17 protein-coding genes are annotated in these 16,854 nt (G+C 67.3%); 9 read left to right on the forward strand and 8 right to left on the reverse strand.

The window, feature by feature from the left end; translation table 11 throughout:
- Positions 1-219: 219 nt before the first annotated feature.
- The 4 genes from AC5YGJ_RS12615 (at position 220) to AC5YGJ_RS12630 (ending at position 3,643) form a co-directional block, all read left to right on the forward strand.
- The gene (locus AC5YGJ_RS12615; RefSeq protein WP_496186748.1) at positions 220-1,155 is read left to right on the forward strand and encodes a DUF2268 domain-containing putative Zn-dependent protease; all 936 of its coding nucleotides are present in this window, start codon (positions 220-222) and stop codon (positions 1,153-1,155) included.
- A gap of 218 nt (positions 1,156-1,373) precedes the next feature.
- On the forward strand, positions 1,374-1,646 hold the full coding sequence (locus AC5YGJ_RS12620; RefSeq protein WP_010487149.1) for a hypothetical protein: 273 nt from the start codon (positions 1,374-1,376) through the stop codon (positions 1,644-1,646).
- 157 nt (positions 1,647-1,803) lie between these two features.
- Positions 1,804-2,505: a hypothetical protein gene (locus AC5YGJ_RS12625; RefSeq protein WP_496186749.1), complete on the forward strand. Its 702-nt coding sequence runs from the start codon at positions 1,804-1,806 to the stop codon at positions 2,503-2,505.
- Positions 2,506-3,268: 763 nt separating this feature from the next.
- The gene (locus tag AC5YGJ_RS12630; protein WP_309336336.1) at positions 3,269-3,643 is read left to right on the forward strand and encodes a hypothetical protein; all 375 of its coding nucleotides are present in this window, start codon (positions 3,269-3,271) and stop codon (positions 3,641-3,643) included.
- Positions 3,644-3,703: 60 nt separating this feature from the next.
- On the opposite strand, the gene AC5YGJ_RS12635 is transcribed toward AC5YGJ_RS12630, so the two are convergent.
- Both AC5YGJ_RS12635 and AC5YGJ_RS12640 read right to left on the reverse strand, forming a co-directional pair.
- Complete coding sequence (locus AC5YGJ_RS12635) at positions 3,704-4,378, reverse strand: Ivy family c-type lysozyme inhibitor (protein WP_496186719.1); 675 nt, start codon at positions 4,376-4,378, stop codon at positions 3,704-3,706.
- Positions 4,379-4,502: 124 nt separating this feature from the next.
- Complete coding sequence (locus AC5YGJ_RS12640) at positions 4,503-10,358, reverse strand: putative Ig domain-containing protein (protein ID WP_496186720.1); 5,856 nt, start codon at positions 10,356-10,358, stop codon at positions 4,503-4,505.
- Between the two features lie 291 nt (positions 10,359-10,649).
- Between AC5YGJ_RS12640 and AC5YGJ_RS12645 the strand changes: the two genes are divergently transcribed.
- Genes AC5YGJ_RS12645 through AC5YGJ_RS12660 form a run of 4 tightly spaced genes read left to right on the forward strand, consistent with a single transcriptional unit; the run spans position 10,650 to position 12,817 of the window.
- A complete protein-coding gene (locus tag AC5YGJ_RS12645) occupies positions 10,650-11,153 on the forward strand; it encodes a phage tail protein (RefSeq protein WP_496186721.1) in 504 nt (167 codons plus the stop codon).
- 14 nt (positions 11,154-11,167) lie between these two features.
- Positions 11,168-11,698 carry a phage tail protein gene (locus AC5YGJ_RS12650; protein WP_309336326.1) on the forward strand — a complete coding sequence of 177 codons (531 nt, stop codon included), beginning with the start codon at positions 11,168-11,170 and terminating at the stop codon, positions 11,696-11,698.
- A 31-nt stretch (positions 11,699-11,729) separates the two neighbouring features.
- The gene (locus AC5YGJ_RS12655) at positions 11,730-12,263 is read left to right on the forward strand and encodes a phage tail protein (RefSeq protein WP_496186722.1); all 534 of its coding nucleotides are present in this window, start codon (positions 11,730-11,732) and stop codon (positions 12,261-12,263) included.
- A complete protein-coding gene (locus AC5YGJ_RS12660; RefSeq protein WP_496186723.1) occupies positions 12,260-12,817 on the forward strand; it encodes a GNAT family N-acetyltransferase in 558 nt (185 codons plus the stop codon). The genes AC5YGJ_RS12655 and AC5YGJ_RS12660 overlap by 4 nt, the downstream gene beginning before the upstream one ends.
- Here AC5YGJ_RS12660 and AC5YGJ_RS12665 read toward each other — a convergent pair.
- Positions 12,810-13,103 (reverse strand): DUF6916 family protein, encoded by a 294-nt coding sequence (locus AC5YGJ_RS12665; protein WP_057498556.1) that lies wholly within the window; start codon positions 13,101-13,103, stop codon positions 12,810-12,812. The two genes, AC5YGJ_RS12660 and AC5YGJ_RS12665, sit on opposite strands and share 8 nt — an antisense overlap.
- Before the next feature lie 135 nt (positions 13,104-13,238).
- On the opposite strand from AC5YGJ_RS12665, the gene AC5YGJ_RS12670 reads away from it, so the two are divergent.
- Positions 13,239-13,688 carry a YybH family protein gene (locus tag AC5YGJ_RS12670; protein ID WP_496186724.1) on the forward strand — a complete coding sequence of 150 codons (450 nt, stop codon included), beginning with the start codon at positions 13,239-13,241 and terminating at the stop codon, positions 13,686-13,688.
- 65 nt (positions 13,689-13,753) lie between these two features.
- On the opposite strand, the gene AC5YGJ_RS12675 is transcribed toward AC5YGJ_RS12670, so the two are convergent.
- From AC5YGJ_RS12675 to AC5YGJ_RS12695, 5 genes are all read right to left on the reverse strand, one after another.
- Positions 13,754-14,779 (reverse strand): NAD(P)H-dependent glycerol-3-phosphate dehydrogenase, encoded by a 1,026-nt coding sequence (locus AC5YGJ_RS12675; protein ID WP_107231405.1) that lies wholly within the window; start codon positions 14,777-14,779, stop codon positions 13,754-13,756.
- Between the two features lie 20 nt (positions 14,780-14,799).
- The gene (gene secB / locus AC5YGJ_RS12680) at positions 14,800-15,318 is read right to left on the reverse strand and encodes a protein-export chaperone SecB (RefSeq protein ID WP_005407596.1); all 519 of its coding nucleotides are present in this window, start codon (positions 15,316-15,318) and stop codon (positions 14,800-14,802) included.
- 99 nt (positions 15,319-15,417) lie between these two features.
- Positions 15,418-15,855 (reverse strand): rhodanese-like domain-containing protein, encoded by a 438-nt coding sequence (locus AC5YGJ_RS12685; RefSeq protein ID WP_004153552.1) that lies wholly within the window; start codon positions 15,853-15,855, stop codon positions 15,418-15,420.
- Positions 15,856-15,912: 57 nt separating this feature from the next.
- A complete protein-coding gene (locus AC5YGJ_RS12690; protein WP_057498558.1) occupies positions 15,913-16,338 on the reverse strand; it encodes a hypothetical protein in 426 nt (141 codons plus the stop codon).
- A 32-nt stretch (positions 16,339-16,370) separates the two neighbouring features.
- A complete protein-coding gene (locus AC5YGJ_RS12695) occupies positions 16,371-16,838 on the reverse strand; it encodes a YiiD C-terminal domain-containing protein (protein ID WP_249842291.1) in 468 nt (155 codons plus the stop codon).
- Positions 16,839-16,854: the final 16 nt, after the last annotated feature.

Here is a 16,854-nt window from a genome sequence, read left to right on the forward strand (position 1 = left end):
ACTATGGGCCAGATTGCCCCATAGTCTGTGTGTAAACACCCCGGAACGTACTCAACTATGGGACAAATGGGCGTCTAAACTATGGGGACATGGCTAGTAGCTAGCCACTCCAACCCGACACCGCCGCGCTATCGTGGCGGTCTCTGCATGGGGTTGGGGATCCTGATGAAGCCGTCATCCGTTGCATCGCACGTTGTGCCGCGCCGCCTCTTCGGAGTGCTGCAGGTATTGCTGCCCTGGGTCCTGCTTGCTGCTGTGCTGCCCGCGCAGGCCGCCGCTCGCACGCCTGCTGCCGACCACGTGGTCATCCAGACCGAGGATGTCGCGCGCTTCTTCCAGGTGCTTGATGCCAACCAGGGACGGCCAAGCGCGCAGGAACTGCAGCGCCACTACCTGGATCCCGGCAGCAAGGCATTGCACGGTTTCACCGATAGCCGCATCGGTTCGATGGAACGGCTGGCGCGCGCGATCCAGGACAAGCCGGCGCTGTTCGAAAAGGCACGCCGCTGCGCGACCGCCCTACCCGCCATCCGTACCCGCGTTGCCGCCGCGCTCGGCCGGCTGGGCACGCTGCTGCCGGAGGCACGCTTCCCACCGGTGACGGTGCTGGTAGGCCGGGGCAACAGCGGCGGTGTCACCACGCCCGACGGTGTGGTGATCGGCCTGGAAGCGCTGTGCAACGCCGACTGGATGCAGGCCGATGTGAGCGACCGCTTCGTGCACCTGATCGCCCATGAGTATGTGCACATCCAGCAGCCCGGCGCGGGCGCGGAGGTTGCGCAGCCGACCCTGCTCTATCAGACGCTGCTGGAAGGAGGCGCCGAGTACGTGGCCGAGCTGATCTCCGGGCAACCGGCCAACGCGCATCTGCGCCGCTGGACCCAGGGCCGCGAGTGCGCGCTGGAACGCCAGTTCGCCCAGGACAGCGCCGGCACCGACCTGTCGCAATGGCTCTACAACGGACCCGGCGATGAAACGCGTCGCGGCGATCTTGGCTACTGGATCGGTTACCGCATTGCCGCTGACTACGTTGCACACGCGCCCGACCAACGCAGCGCGATTGCAACGCTGCTGAACGTGCGGCCGGACAGTGCACCGGCGCTGCTGGCTGCAAGTGAATGGCGCCCGGCGTGTGGGCCTGTGGGAAACAGGTAGAAATGACGCCGCCTTCAGGCTGATGAATTGGACGATTCGAGCAACTGCAAGGCCATCGCCTGTGTGCGCATCAGCTCGCCTGATCTCACTCGTTAAGCTTTGCTGACGAACATATTTCACAGCCCTTCCACGTCTTCCAATTTCAGCTGAAAGCGCTTGTCAGCGTGGGGAACAAACGCCGCTATATTCCAGCTTCCCCAGACGAAGGAGGGAGTGCAATGAACCTGAACCCGCAACACATGAAGACGGCCCGCGCACTTGCTGTAGCGCTCATCGCAACCGTCAGCCTTGGCGCCTGTGCGTCCTACAAGAACGAGTTTGCCACCATCAACTCGCGCCTCGACCAGCTCGATGTAAAGGTGCAGGGCGCCGCACAGAGCGCTGAATCGGCCAACCAGTCCGCACAGCAGGCCAACCAGCGTCTGGACCAAATTGAAGGCCGTGTGCAGCAGCTTGAACGGGCACCGGCCGGCCGCAAGCCGCGCGGTTAAGCGCTCCCTCACCGTTTGAATTGATCGACATCTGTACCGGGAACCAGTGGCCTTCGCCGGCCACTGGCCTCCTTCCACCGAAGATTGCATTGCAAGGAGCCGTCCCATTCGTACTTCCTCCTCCCCTGCACGCCGCGCCCTGCACACCGCACTGGCCCTGGCGCTGGCCGTCGCGTGCAGTGGCGTAGCCAACGCAAAGGACGCAAAGGACGCGAAGGACGACGCACCCGCACAAACGGTATCGGCTGCCGATGAACTGCCGCCGGATCAGCACGTTTCCGAGACGGTGATTGAACTGGCCGGCTGGGTCGTTGCCAGCAAGGACAACCAGGGGTATCCGTTCGCCGTGATGGACAAGGCCGCAGCACAGGTACTGGTGTTCGGCGGTGACGGCAAACTGCGCGGCGCCGCCCCGGCGTTGTTTGGTTCGGCCATCGGCGATCATTCCGCACCGGGCGTGGCCAAGCTCGCACTCAGTGCGATTCCCGGCCGCGACCGCACCACACCTGCTGGCCGCTTCATCGGCGGCTACGGCCCCTCCGACGATGCCGGGCGCGTGCTGTGGGTGGACTACGATTCAGCCGTCTCGCTGCATCCGCTGCCGCCGGGCACGCCAAAAGAAAAGCGCGCCGAACGACTGGCCTCGCCCTCGCCCGACGACAACCGCGTCACCCACGGCTGCATCAATGTTTCGGCCGCGTTCTACGAGCAGATCGTGGCGTCCACGTTCCAGAAGGGCGGCGTGTTCTACATCCTGCCGGACAAGGATTCGATCGCGAAGACTTTTCCGGAGTTCGCGCAGAGCCGGGGAGAGGGACAGGGTGAAGATGGCAAGGACGAGCGCAGCGCAGGCAAGTAGCGTGACGCAGGATGCACGCGTAGAACTCGAGCTCACCTTCCTCACACCGGAACAGGGCGGGCGCGCTCAACCGGCCTCGGCCAACGGCTATCGGCCGCACCTGCGCGTGCCACCCGATGACACGCTGCTTGGCGTTGCGTTCGTGGGCGCCGACACTGTTTTCCCGGTTGGGCGTCCACTGACTGCCGTGGCCACACTGGTTTACGCGCCTGCCGTTTCATATGCGGCGCTGCAGCCGGGGGCCCCAGTTGAGATATGCGAGGGTGCACGCGTGGTCGGTCATGGGCGCGTCGTCCGGCCTCTGACCTGACCCTTCGAGCGTGTGAGGTCATGTCGTCATTGGCCTCTGGGCGTGGCGGCAGACCCCCGTCAATCACGAACCCTGTCGCATATTCCCCGAACGGCGGAGGCCATTACGCCGCCTCGGCCTGCGGCCACTTAACAGCATGCAAGAATGCCGAAAGCGTCTTCGGTCAGACGCTGTTTGCAACTGTTCTCATTGGCGTTGCGCGGCGACAGCGGTACAGATGGCGGGCCACCGGAAAGGGTGGCCGGGCCTCGAAAACCCGTGCGCTTGTTTGACAACGCTTGTCCGCCGGCGCCACTCCTCGTGGCGCCGGCGGGCAATCCGTCTGCCGGTCATGGCGGGCGGAGCGTGGAGGCCCTGTGCCTGCCGGTTTCAACAAGCGCCCGGTTTTCGAGCCACGTCTCCGCCCGCCACCTTTGTGTGGCGGCTACCGTCTGTCCTGCACGGAGCCTTGCCATGAGCACACCGGAATTCCCCCGTACGCACGCGCACCACGCGCCCGCCAACGCAGACGCGCCAGCGGAACCCCCACGCAAACGCGACCCGCTCGGCTTCCTCGCCACCCTCGACCGCATCGGCAAGGGGGCCGCCGCCGATGGCCAGCCCTGGCCTGAGCGGCACCCGATGCCCGGCCGCCGCATGGCGCTGGGTGACGCAGACTGCGCCGTGGCAGGCCAGCGCGTCACCCTGGAACTGCTGCTGGCCGCCGAACGCGTTCGCCAGAACGGCGCAGACAGCGAGTACGTGGGCGACCGCGTGCTGGAAGGATTGGCGATGGCATCGCTGGCGTTGAACGCGCAGATCGGCACGCGGATGCGCCCGGACGAGTGATACGGGCACGATTGCCTGCAGTCCCGCCGGGCATGGCCCGGCGCTACCGCGAGCCCCGCATTACTCGCAGGCATCGCCTTCGTTCTTCAGCAACGCTTCGTCCAGCGGCCGTTCGCGTTCAATCAGCGCGCGCTGTTCGGCATTGGGCTCACCCAGCCACCACACCTTGCAGCGCGCAGTGAGGCGCCCGACCATCTTCGTCTGCGTGGGCGAGTACAGCATCGCCAACGCCGTGCCAGGGCAGTCGTGGGCCTGGCAGGCGGTGTAGAACCACCAGGGTTCGCCCTGCAGCACCTTCAGCGCGCCCGGCCCACTGGGCCCGCTCAACAGGCGTTCGCGCAGCGGCGGGATGTCCTTGTCGGCGGATTCGGCGTCCTGCGTACCCTCCATCAACGCATCGAACGCGACCAGCACCTTTGGGTCCTTGCGGCCGCAGTCGTCCACCGTGTTGCCGCCGACCAGGGTGAAGAAATGGGTCGCCAGCGGGTTGTCCTTGCAGGTCGGTTCGCCGCCGGCGCCGGGGTCGTCCGGCTCGCCTTCGTGGTCCCACACCGAAGGGTCCACGCCCTGTTCGATGGACGCTTCGTTCCCGGCCACGCTGGCGGTGGCCGCCGGTGTTTCAACGGGTGCGGCGGGTGCCTCCACGGGCGTCGTTTCGGCGGCTTTTTCGGGTGCCTGCCCGCAGGCTGCCAGCAGTGCGATCGTCGACGACAGCGCAATCCTTCGAATCTTCATTCCCTGTCCTGTTCCGTCCATTCGATGCCCGGCGCAGACGCACGTTGCGCAGCCGCCGCAGACACGATTGTACGGATACAGGCCAGGTGCGGCGGCGACCCCCCGGTCGCCGCCGCTGCATCGATCACGGCGGCAGCGTCTTCTGCACGCTGATCTGGATGCCCTGGTTGTCGCGGCTGCTGCTGTCGAGCTGGTTCTGGTACTCGGCGCGCAGCGTCCAGCCCTTCAGCGTCTGCAGGCCGATGCCAGCGCCCAGCAGCGTGTGGTTGCGCGACTGGCGATCGAGCGTGGCGCGGTACACCGGCCCGGACATCAGGTCCACATAGCGCATGAAGGCCTGGCTGGAGCCCTGCATGTCGTGGCCGAACTCGGCGCGCAGCTGCGGCGTCCACATGCCGTAGTCGCGCTTCACCAGCCACTGCGCCAGCACGCCGGCCGTGGCAGTGCTGGTGTTGACCGTCTGCCGCTGGTAGTCGAGTGCGTACACCTCGTCACCATGCTCGCGATAGCCATCCAGCGTGGCGCGTGCCAGATCCAGGCGGCCATACGGGGTCAGCAGCAGGGCATCGCTGCGATGCTGGTAGCCGGTGGAGAACGAAGCAAACCACTGCGTACCATCGCGACTGCCGTAGGCGGTGTTGCCGTTGTCGGTGATGAAGCGGCGCGCGTCGAACTTCAGCCACTGGTAGCCGAGCAGGCCATCCACGTAGAACCCGCCTTCGGGATGGAGGCTGGCGTAGGTGGCTACGCTGTAGCCATCCACGGTGCTGCGGCTGCCATTGCGGCCGATATCCGAGGCATCGTGGCCATAGCCCAGGCCGGCGCCCAGGCTCAGCGATGGACCGATCTGGCGGTCGGCACCCACGCTGATGCCGGAGGTGGTGAAGTCGATACCGTTGCTGCCGGCACCCGGCTTGAGCGTGCCGAAGTTGACCGCACCGCCGGTCCAGAACGCGAAGCCATCGACCGTGCCGGCAGCAGGCGCGACACCGCCCTGCAACGCCGGTTCGTCGATCATCGACAGCGCTTCGCCGCTGGCGCCGATGCCCTTGCGCAGCAGATCGTCCTGCTGCGTGCGGCGCTGGCTGCTGGCCGAACTGAAAGTGATGCCGTTGCTGAAGCCGGCCGCAGCACCGCCTGCGCGCAGGCTTTCCAGGCGGCGCTGGAAGTTGTTGATCTGGCCGATGGCCATGCGCCGCGCACCTTCGGCCTGGGCTTCCAGCACGCCCAGCACTTCGGCATCACGCGAGGGATCGCTGCGCGGCTTGACCATCACATCAACCGTGCCCGGCGCCGAGGTGGCGAACGCGTTGCTGAGCGTATAGGTGATGCGCACCGCGCCACCGAAGGTCGCCGCCGAGGTGAACGCCAGCGTATAGCCGGCACCGCTGGCGGTGATGGTGGCGCTGCCGGCATCTGCCGGCGACACCGAGACCACGGCCGCGGCGGTGAACGGGCCACCGCGCGCGCCGGAGGTGAGATCCACAGTGACCACGCGCCCGGCAATGGCGGTGGCGGTGAGCGCCGGGGCCACCGGCCGTGGGTTGACCGTCACGCTGATCCGCGCCGGCGCCGAGGTGCCGAACGGGTTGCTGAGCGTGTACTCGAAGTCCACCACGCCGGAGGCATCGGCATCGGCGCTGTAGACGATGCTGGCGCCCTGCACCACCGCCGTGCCGGACGACGGCGCGCGGCTGATGGTGACCGCAGTGAACGGACCATTGATCGCCCCGGCCTCGGCCTGCACGGTCACCGACTGCCCGGCCAGCACCGTCGCACTCTGTGCTGCTGCCACCGGCACCGCCAGCGGCGTCACGCTGACGCTGACCGTGGCCGCCGCCGAGGTGCCACCCGGGCCGGTGGCGGTGTAGGTGAAGCTGTCGTTGCCGAAGAAGTTGCTGGCCGGCGTGTACGCCACGTTGAGCCCGTTGACCGTCGCCGTGCCGTGCGACGGCGCCTGCGCGATGGCAATGCTGGTGATCGGGCCGGTGTCGTTGGCGGTGACGTCGATGCTGGTCGCGGCATTGGCCGGCGTGGTGGCCGCATCGTTCACCACCACCGGTACCGGCTGGTTGATGCCCACGGTGAACGGCTGGCTGCCGCTGAAGCCGAAGCTGTCTGTGGCGGTGAGGGTGAAGCTGTAGCTGCCGGCAGCGGTAGGCGTACCGCTGATCGCACCGGCGCTGCTGAGCGCGATGCCTGGCGGCAATGCGCCGGCGCTGAGGCTGTAGGTGAAGCTGCCGCTGCCGCCGCCCGCGCTGACAGTCTGGCTGTAGGCCACCGCCACCTGCCCGCCCGGCAAGGTGGTCTGCACGAATACGATGGCCGGCGCGTTCACGGTGACGGTGTAGGCCTGGCTGCCGTTGAAGCCGAAGCCATCAGTGGCGCGCACGGTAAAGCTGTAGCTGCCGGTGGTGGTCGGCGTACCGCTGATCAGGCCGGCACTGCTCAGGGCAATGCCCGGCGGCAAGGCGCCGGCAATCAGGCTGTAGGTATAGCCACCATTGCCGCCGCTGGCGCTGAGCGGCTGGCTGTAGGCGATGCTGCCGGTGGCGGCGGGCAACGTCGCCGGCGCGATGGTGATCGTCGGCGCAGCCACGCTGAAGGTGTAGGCCTGGCTGCCGGTGAAGCCGACGCTGTCGGTAGCGGTGACGGTGAAGTTGAAGCTGCCGGTGGTGGTGGGGGTGCCGCTGAGGGTGCCGGCGCTGCTCAACGCGATGCCCGGCGGCAATGCGCCCGCCGACAGACTGTAGGTATAGCTGCCAACACCGCCGCTGGCGGCAAGTGCCTGGCTGTAGGCCACGCCGCCGAAGCCGCCCGGCAGCGTGGCCGGCGCCAGCGTGATGGTCGGTGCGTTGACCACCAGGGAATAGGCCCGGCTGCCGGTGAAGCCGTTGCCGTCGGTCGCTTGCACAGTGATGTTGAAGGTGCCGGCCGCTGTGGGCGTGCCCGACAGCGCGCCCGCGCTGCTCAGTGTCATACCGGCCGGCAGCGCGCCGCTGACCAGGCTGAAGCTGTAGGTGCCGTTGCCACCGCTGGCCGTAATGGTCTGCGAATAGGTCACGCCCCCGGTCGCCGCCGGCAGCGTGGTCGGATCGACCACGACGGTCGGTGCCGACACCGCCAGCGTATAGGGCCTGGTCACCGAGAAGGGGGCGCCGGTGCCGGTGGTGCTGTCGGTCGCGCTCACACTGAAGCTGAAGGTGCCGGCCTGCGTGGGCGTGCCGCTGAGCACGCCGGACGACGGCGAGAACGACAGGCCATTGGGCAGGGTGCCGGTGAGCTGGTAGCTGTAGCCCGGGTTGCCACCACTGGCAACGAAGGTCGTGGTGTAAGCCGTACCCGCAGCGGTGCCTGCCAATGAACTCGGCGTCAGCGACAGCACCGGGGCGCTGACCGTGCCTCCATAGTTGCGGCTGCCGGTGAAGCCCCCGCCATCGGTGGCGGTCACGGTGAAGTTGTACGGACCGACCTGGGTTGGTGTGCCGCTCAGTTCACCCGTTGCAGCGTCGAGGCTGAGACCGACCGGCACCTGCCCCGCCGTGACGGCGTAGGTGAAGGTGGTTGGCTGGCCAGAGCTGGCGGTGATGATCTGGCTGTAGGCAACGCCCGCCGCCGGCTGCGGCAGCGTGCCCGGTGAGATCGTGATGGTGGGCGCGGCGATGGACAGGACGTAGTTCTGGGTTCGCCGGAAGGGCGCGCCGGTACCGGTGGTGCTGTCGGTGACGCGCACCGAGAAGGTGAAAAGACCGGACACCGTCGGCGAGCCGGACAGCGTACCGGTGGGCGACAGGGTCACGCCGTTGGGCAACGCACCGGCGCTGATGTCGAAGGTGTACGGCGCGGTGCCATTGCCCGCGCTGAAGGGCACATTCAACGGTGCGCCGGCCGTGCCGGAGAGGGTGCCCGCCGGCGGCGTCAACGTCAGCGACGGCGCAGTCACGTTGAGGGTGTAGGGCTGGCTGCCGGTGTAGGGGCCGCTGCCGCCACTGCTGTCGGTGGCGGTGATCGTCAGCGGGAAACTGCCCGCAGCCGTCGGCGTACCGCTGACCACGCCGGCAGTGGACAGGGTCACACCCGGCGGCAACGCACCTGCGGTAACCGCATAGGTGTAGGTGCCGCTACCGCCGGCGGCGGTCAGGTTCTGGGTGTAGGCGACGCCGGCACTCGCCGTTGGCAGCGTGGGCGGGGTGATCGTAATCGTCGGTGCATTCACGGTCAGCAGCAGCGCGCCACTGGTGGCGCTGACCGGTCCGCTGCCACCACTGCTGTCGGTCACGGTGACCGAGAAGTTGAAGCTGCCGCCCGCGCTCGGCGTGCCGGACAGAGTGCCGTTGCTGGCCAGGGTCATGCCCAGCGGCAGACTGCCCGATGCAATCGCGTAGGTGTACGGCGCGACGCCTCCGCTGACGCTGGCCAGCGACTGGCTGTAGGCCACGCCGACCGTCGCCGCCGGCGGGTTGGCCGGTGCATAGGTGAGCGTTGCGGCGGCGATGGTCAGCGTCAGCGGGCCGCTGGTGGCGTTGAACGGCCCGGTGCCGGTGCTGCTGTCGGTGGCGCGCACGGTGAAGTTGAAGGTGCCGTTGGCGCTGGCCGTGCCGGACAGCGTGCCGTTGCTGGCCAGGGTGATGCCCGGCGGCAGGCTGCCGCTGGTGATGGTGTAGGTGTACGGCGCGGTACCGCCGCTGGCGCCGGCCAGCGACTGGCTGTAGGCCACCCCGACGGTGCCGGCTGCCGGGCTGGACGGTGCGTAGCTGATGGCGGCCGGCGACACGGTGATGGTGACGGTGGCCGGCGCCGAGGTGCCGCCGGCATTGGTGGCGGTGTAGGTGAAGCTGTCCGGACCGGAATAGCTGGCAGTGGGTGTGTAGGTGATGGTGGTGCCGCTGGCGGTGGCCGTGCCGTGCGTGGCCTGGGTGCCGACCGCGACCGAGGTGGCGGTGCCGCCGGTGATGTTCAGCGTGATCGGGTTGTTGCTGCTGCCATGGGCCACGGTGGCGCTGGCTGCGCCGGCCACCGGCGGAATGACGTTCTGCACGTTGATCGACAGGTTGGCCGCCGCGAAGAACGGCGTCGGCGTGCTGCTGTCGGTGATGCGCACGGTGAAGTTCTTCAGGCCCAATGCCGTCGGCGTGCCGCTGATGGTGCCGTTGCTGGCCAGCACCAGGCCGGCGGGCAGGGTGGTGCCACCATCCAGGATGTAACTGTAGGGCGCGGTGCCGCCGGCACCGGTCAACGTGAACGAGTACGGCGTACCGATCACCGCAGGGCCAGGCGCGTTGGTCACGCTGATGGTCGGTGCGGCGATGGTGACCGAGTAGCTGGCCGTGCCGGTGAGCGGCGTGCCCGCCGTGCTGTCGGTGGCGGTGACCGAGAATGCGAAGGTGCCCTGCGTGGTGGGCGTGCCGGACAGCACGCCACCACTGCTCAACGTCAATCCAGGCGGCAGTGCACCGGATGTGACGGCATAGCTGTAAGGCAGGGTGCCGCCACTGGAACTGAGCGTGACACCGGCATAGGGCGTGCCCACCGTTCCGCCGGGCACGGTGGCCGGCGAAATCGTGATCGGCGATGCGGCGGCCTGGATGTACACGGTAACCAGCACATTGTGCGAGCCGGTACCGTCGTCGAAGGCAAAGGTGTCGGTGGTCGATCCGTTGCCGCTGTGGGCATAGGAGATCTTCGAGGCGGCATGGCTGGTGACGGTGGCCGTACCATTGCCGGCCGGGGTGGTCACGTTGCCGATGCCGAAGCCTGCAACGCCCTGGCAGCTGGAGGCATCAATGACGATCGTACTGCCGGCCGCCATCGGTGAACCGGCGCTGGCATTGGGCGGCGTGAAGGTTGCGCACGCCGCGCGTGCGATATCGGGCAGGGCGAGGGTAGCGCCCAGCAGCAGGATGGCTCCGAGGTGGCCCCAGAAACGACGGCCGAGCCCAAGGCGCATCGCGTCGCGATGCATCGACTCTGCGTGCCACATGTTGTGCCCCCTGCTTGTCCGCCTTCCCGACGGACGCTGCGCCGTGTGGCGCGAGTGAGAAAACCGCCGTGGCCCCCGGACGGGCGCCGCGGTTCCTGACCTCCCCACCCTGCAGACTCCCTGGCCCTGCCTGGCGGTCCTGCCCCCCCTTGAATCCCTGCATCCCTTGGGCTGGCAGCGCGATATTCTTGCTCATGGATACCGGGACTTGTCAACACCCAGGATAATGCGCCAGAGTTATGTCGCCGGCCGGGGGCTGAGTGCCGGCGCCTATCCCAGGGGGAATATCGTATGTCGGAACCCTTTCTCGGGCAGATAATGCCCGTGGCGTTCAACTTCGCGCCCAGGTCTTTCGCTTTCTGCAATGGCCAGGTGCTGCCCATCGCGCAGAACCAGGCGCTCTTTTCGCTGCTGGGTGTTACCTACGGCGGCAACGGCACAACCAACTTCCAGCTGCCCGATCTGCGCAGCCGTACGCCCCGCGGATCCACCAGCGGTACCAACACCGGTGAACGCCAGGGCGTGGAGAACGTAACCCTGCTGGCAACGCAGATTCCCCAGCACACGCACATTTTCGGCGGCACCACCGCCGACGGTACAACACGCATTCCGCAGGGCAATGTGCTGCTCGGCAAAACCGGGACGCAGAATGTCTACGGCGCGTCCGGCGGCGCCCAGATACCGCTGAACGTGCTTGACAACAGCGGCCAGACGCAGCCGCATGCAAACCTGCAGCCGTATCTGGTCATCAATTTCTGCATCGCACTCAACGGAATCTACCCCTCGCGCAACTGACCGGAGTTTCTGCCATGTCTCAACCCTTTGTTGGCGAAGTCCGTCTGTTTCCCTATAACTTCGCGCCGGTGGGGTGGTTCGACTGTGATGGCCGGCTGCTGCCCATTTCAGAGTACGAAGTGTTGTTCACCCTGATCGGCACCACCTACGGCGGCGATGGTGTTTCCACCTTCGGCCTGCCCAATCTGTGTGGACGCGTGCCGGTGCACCAGGGCACTGGCAGTGGTCTGGGCACCTACGTGCTGGGCCAGGCGGCCGGCAGCGAATCGGTCACCCTGACCACCGCCCAGCTGCCCGCACACACTCATGCGTTCAACGCGGTGAATTCGGCGGCCAGTTCGCCATCACCCGGACCGGCGTTGCAGCTCGGTGCGGTCAGCGGCGACACGCTGTATACCGACAGCATCACCGGCCTGGGCAGTGGCAACCTGGCGCCCGCCTCGGTGAGCGCGGTCGGTGGCAGCCAGCCACACGACAACACCATGCCCTCGCTGGTCGCCCGCTACTGCATTGCATGGGCCGGCGTCTTCCCGTCGCAAGGCTGACGATCATCGAACGCCTACCAGGACCCACATCATGAGCGATCCCTTCCTCGGCGAAATCCAGATCTACGGCTTCAACTTCGCCCCTTACAACTGGGCGATGTGCCAGGGCCAACTGATGCCGATCCAGCAGAACACCGCGTTGTTCTCGCTGCTGGGAACCACCTTTGGCGGCAACGGCACCAACAACTACCAGCTGCCGAATTACACCAACAACATCGCATGTGGCCAGGGCACGGGGCCCGGCCTGAGCCCGCGCGTGATGGGCGAAACCTTCGGCAGCGACAGCGTCACGCTGCTGATCAACGAGATGCCCAACCACACCCACGGCGCACGCATCTACAACCAGCCCGATACCGCGCACCGCAGTGGCATTCCGGCCAGCGGCAATGCATTGATCACACCGGAGTCGAGCCCGATCCTGGCCGCGACACCGACGGTCACCAGCACCTTCCCGCTGACCACGGTGGGCGCTGCGGGAGGCGGCCTGCCGCACGAGAACCGCCAGCCCTATCTCACCTTGAACTTCTGCATCAGCCTGTCCGGCGTCTTCCCGCAACGGCCGTGACTGCGAACGTAACGCTGGCCTTTCCCCCGCTGCGGGCAGCTTGGCTGCCGGTGGCGGGGGACGGCCTTCCTGCTGGCCTCAGTGTGCGCGAAGCGCAGGACAGCGACCTGCCCTTTCTGCAGCGGCTCTATGCCGAATCACGCGCCGCCGAGCTGGCCAACGTGCCGTGGCCGGATGCGTTGCGGCAGGCGTTCCTGGACAACCAGTTCGCGCTGCAGCACCTGCACTACACACGGCATTACCAGCCGGCGCACTATCTGCTGGTCGAGCAGGCCGGCGAACCGATCGGGCGCCTCTACCTGCACTGCGACGAGCACGAGGCGACCCTGATCGACATCGCCCTGCTGAAGTCTGCGCGCGGCCGTGGCATCGGCTCGGCCCTGGTGCGCTGGGTGCAGCGCGCTGCACACGGTGTGCAGCTGCACAGTGTGGTGCTGCATGTGGCCTGGGAGAATCTGGCCGCGCGCCGGCTCTACGAGCGCCTCGCGTTCCACAACGAAGGCGATACCGGCAGCCACCTACGGATGCGCTGGGTGGCCACCGCCGTCAGTTGAACAGCGCCTGGTAGATGAAACCGGTGCGGTCACGTGCGATCGGCACCAGGAAGATACCGAACTCGCCCAGGCCGTGATGGCGCATGGTGTAGGTGCGCTGCGGGAACAGCACCGCCGATTCATTGCGGAACAGCAGCGAGAACGGCGCGCGCATCTGGCCGGTCAAGCGCTGATCGGGCAGCGGTGCGGCCTCGACGAGCACGAACGGTACGCCGGTGTTTTCGATGTCGGCACTGAAGGTTTCGTTGAGATGACCTGCGAACTGGTCCAGCTGGAAAAAGTGCATGCGTCCCCTCCCCCGGTTGTCAGCGAGCATGCCCAAGCCGTCGCACGCTTTCAATGGGGGCGGCGCGAAGGCCACGCGGGCGTGGATGGGACATACTCGCGCTTCCCTTGCCCGGCACATCAAAGGACCGAGCCCATGCGTATCTGCCTGCTGTTGTTCGCCCTGTGCGGCCCCCTGCTGGCAACCGCAAGCCCGGCCGCCACCCGGCTGCCTGATGCCGCCCTGCCCGCGCCGCTGGAACGCGTGCTGCGCGATTACGAGCAGGCCTGGCGCGCGGGTGATGCCAAGGCACTGGCTGCGCTGTTTGCCGAGGATGGTTTTGTACTGCAGAGCAACCAGCCACCGGTGCGCGGGCGCAGTGCCATCGAGGCGGCGTATGCCGGCCAGGGCGGCAGCCCGTTGCGGTTGCGTGCGCTGGCCTACGCCGTGGAAGACAACACCGGTTACATCATCGGTGCCTACAACTACGGCAACAACACGGGCGATACCGGCAAGTTCACGCTCACGCTGAAGCGCGTAGGTAAAGGGCCGTGGTTGATCTTCTCGGACATGGACAACGGCAACGCACCGCCGAGCGCGCGCTGATGGATTCCGCCGGGCATGGCCCGGCGCTACCGAAAAAACCCCGGCATGTGGCCGGGGTTTTCGATTTACTTGAACAGCGTGTCCGGATATTCCGGTTTCTGTTCCCGCGCCAGCAATGCGCGCAGACCTTCTTCCGGTGTCTGCTCGCCGTGCAGCACGGCACGCACGCGGTCGGAGATCGGCAGATCGATGCCATGCCGGCGTGCCTGTCGCATCACTTCGTCGGCGGTCTGCACCGACTCGACCACCTGGCCGATTTCGCGCACGGCATCCTGCAGCGTCTGGCCACGGCCCAGGGCCAGGCCCAGGCGGCGGTTGCGCGACAGATCGCCGGTGCAGGTCAGCACCAGATCGCCGAGACCGGCCAGGCCCATCAGCGTTTCCGGCTTGGCGCCGATCGCAGCGGCCAGGCGCAGCATCTCGTTGAGGCCACGGGTGATCAGGCCGGCACGGGCGTTGAGGCCCAGCTGCATGCCATCGGCCACGCCGGTGGCCACCGCCAGCACGTTCTTCATCGCACCGCCCAGCTCGGCACCGACCATGTCGTCGCCGGTATAGGCGCGGAACGCCGGGCCGTGCATCGCCTCGGCCACCGTCTGCGCGAACTCGGGCACGTCGCCGTGCACGGTGATCGCGGTCGGCAGGCCCTGGGTCACTTCCTTGGCGAACGATGGGCCGGTGACCACAGCCAGCGGCACGTCCTCACCCAGCACTTCGCGCGCCACTTCATGCAGGAAGCGGCCCGAACCGGGTTCGAAGCCCTTGGTCGCCCAGGCCACGCCGGCACCGGCCGGACGCAGCGGCGCCAGCGCGCGCACGGTTTCACCGAAGGCGTGCGAGGGCGTCACCACCAGGATCCAGGCCGCGCCCTGCACCGCCGACGCCAGGTCGGTGGTGGCACGCAGGCTGTCCGGCAACGGGATGCCCGGCAGGTAGCGCGGGTTCTCGTGGCGCTGGTCGATGGCTTCGACCACGGCGGCATCGCGCCCCCACAGCACGGTCGGGTGACCGTGCCGTGCGAGCAGGCTGGCCAGCGCGGTTCCCCAGGAACCGGCGCCCAGCACGGCGATCTTGTCAGCGGTAGTGCTCATCCGTGACGTCGCAGCAGGGATCAGGCGTTGCCGGCCGGCTCGGAGTCAGCCAGCGACGGTGCGTCGCCCTGCTCCTGGCGCTGGCGCAGGGTTTCTGCGTACAGGCCTTCGAAGTTGATCGGCTGCAGGAAGAACGGCGGGAAGCCACCGGCCTGGATCAGGTCGCTGATCAGCTGGCGCACGTACGGGAACAGGATGTTCGGGCACTGGGTGCCGAGCAGCACGTCGATCGACTGCGGGTCCAGGCCGACCAGACCGAACACGCCGGCCTGCTTCACTTCGGCCACGTAGGCGGTGCGCTCACCGGCCTGGCAGGTCAGGGTCACGGCCAGCACCACTTCGAAGGCGTTCTCACCCAGGCGCTGCACCTGCTGGTTCAGGTTCAGCTGCAGCTCCGGCTGCACCTGGTCATTGAAGATGGTCGGTGCGTTCGGCGACTCGAAGGAGACGTCCTTGACGTAGATCTTCTCGACGGTGAAAGCGGGGCCGGTGGCGGCATCGACCGGCGCAGCGGCGCCGTTGGTGATCTCTTCGGACATTTCCAGTAACTCCAATGAATGCAATGAAAACGAGGATCGAACTACTGCGATGGGGGCGGTATCAGGCCCATACAAGGCCAGATCCGCCACCTGCGACGATCAGTTGCGGCCCTTGACCAGCGGCAGCTCGGCCTGCTGCCAGGCGGGGATGCCGCCGTCGAGCACATAGACCTTCTCAAAGCCGGCCTTCTTCAGCGCCTTTGCGGCGGTTTCCGAGGCGTTGCCGCTGCGGCACACCAGCACCACCGGCGACTGCTTGGCATTGGCCACCAGCTTGTTGTCCGGGCCGAAGGCACTGGCCTGGGCGTTGCGGCTGCCGGCAATGTGGCCCTTTTCGAAGTCACCGCTGGCCGACAGGTCGACCACCACCGTGCCGCCGGCGTTCATCAGCTGGGTCAGTTCGGCGGGCTTGATGCCCTTGAAGCCCCGGAACAGGCGGCGGATTTCGGTGACGATGATGGCCACGGTCAGGCCGACCAGGGCCGCGGACAGCATCGGGTTTCGGCCTGCAAAGGCCAGCAACTCTTCGTAATTCACTCAGGTCACGGGTCGATTAAGCGGGCGCCGATTGTCGCACAAGCCGGACGCGGCCCGTCACTGCCCCTTCCACAGGTCCGGCAGGCCGGCGGTCTGCCACCAGCGCTTGGCCTCCGGGTCCCAGCGCCAGCGCTCGACCACCACCACGGTGCGCTCGGCCTGGGTGTTCTGGTTGATCACCCCGATTTCGACCCGGCGCTCGACCACGCCGCCATCCAGCGAGGCACTGCTGCGCTCGCGGTAGGACGACACGCGCAGCTGCGCATAGCGGTTGAGCTCGAACTCGGTCGGCGGCCGCTCCTTGCGCAGCTTCGGGTCCAGGTAGCCGATGGCATCGTCCATGCTGCCCCAGCGGATGGTCGCGCCATAGGCGATCTGGGTCTCTTCCAGCAGCTTGCGCTGCTTGCGGCTGAGGTCATCGGCCGAGGCCACGGCGCTGGCCAGCAGCAGGGAACACAACAGGAACTGGATGAGGCGGCGCATCGGTGGTTTCCGCAGGGCGTCAGCCTGCCATCCTAACCTTTGGCGAAGGCAACGAAGCGACCGCTGAACTCGGCAGCGGCCCGTCCGTCGGCACCGGGCTGGGTGGCGATGATGCTGATGCGGGCCTTGCGGCGCTGGCGGAAGGTGTTCAGGAAGGCGTCCCAGCCAGTGGCTTCGGCCGCTTCGGCATGCGCATGCAGGTCTTCGTACACCGGCGCCAGGTAGCGCAGGTTGCTGTCGGCCACGTAGACCTCGGCGTCATGGCCGGCCAGGCGCAGGCGCAGGCTGACCAGGGCCCAGCCGGACAGGGTGAGCACCGAGGCCAGGCTGCCGCCGAAGGCGTTGCCCTTGTCGTTGACGTTGGCGGCCAGCGGCGCGGTGATGCGCAGCACGCCATCGGCGTAGCCGTCCAGGCGGATCTGCATGGCACGCACCGCCGGCATGCAGTCCAGCACGTCCTGCAGGGAAGCCAACGAGGAAGTCAGGGCATCAACGGACATCGGAGCAGCGACCACG

The organism is Stenotrophomonas sp. CS3K5 (genome assembly GCF_059515225.1).

Bases quoted from the DNA above. Each gene is read 5' to 3' on its own strand.
- AC5YGJ_RS12655 (WP_496186722.1), top strand. From the start codon at position 11,730: ATGAGCGATCCCTTCCTCGGCGAAATCCAGATCTACGGCTTCAACTTC.
- AC5YGJ_RS12650 (WP_309336326.1), top strand. From the start codon at position 11,168: ATGTCTCAACCCTTTGTTGGCGAAGTCCGTCTGTTTCCCTATAACTTC.
- AC5YGJ_RS12630 (WP_309336336.1), top strand. From the start codon at position 3,269: ATGAGCACACCGGAATTCCCCCGTACGCACGCGCACCACGCGCCCGCC.
- AC5YGJ_RS12665 (WP_057498556.1), bottom strand. From the start codon at position 13,103: ATGCACTTTTTCCAGCTGGACCAGTTCGCAGGTCATCTCAACGAAACC.
- AC5YGJ_RS12620 (WP_010487149.1), top strand. From the start codon at position 1,374: ATGAACCTGAACCCGCAACACATGAAGACGGCCCGCGCACTTGCTGTA.
- AC5YGJ_RS12690 (WP_057498558.1), bottom strand. From the start codon at position 16,338: ATGCGCCGCCTCATCCAGTTCCTGTTGTGTTCCCTGCTGCTGGCCAGC.
- AC5YGJ_RS12670 (WP_496186724.1), top strand. From the start codon at position 13,239: ATGCGTATCTGCCTGCTGTTGTTCGCCCTGTGCGGCCCCCTGCTGGCA.
- AC5YGJ_RS12635 (WP_496186719.1), bottom strand. From the start codon at position 4,378: ATGAAGATTCGAAGGATTGCGCTGTCGTCGACGATCGCACTGCTGGCA.
- AC5YGJ_RS12695 (WP_249842291.1), bottom strand. From the start codon at position 16,838: ATGTCCGTTGATGCCCTGACTTCCTCGTTGGCTTCCCTGCAGGACGTG.
- AC5YGJ_RS12640 (WP_496186720.1), bottom strand. From the start codon at position 10,358: ATGTGGCACGCAGAGTCGATGCATCGCGACGCGATGCGCCTTGGGCTC.
- secB (WP_005407596.1), bottom strand. From the start codon at position 15,318: ATGTCCGAAGAGATCACCAACGGCGCCGCTGCGCCGGTCGATGCCGCC.
- AC5YGJ_RS12675 (WP_107231405.1), bottom strand. From the start codon at position 14,779: ATGAGCACTACCGCTGACAAGATCGCCGTGCTGGGCGCCGGTTCCTGG.
- AC5YGJ_RS12645 (WP_496186721.1), top strand. From the start codon at position 10,650: ATGTCGGAACCCTTTCTCGGGCAGATAATGCCCGTGGCGTTCAACTTC.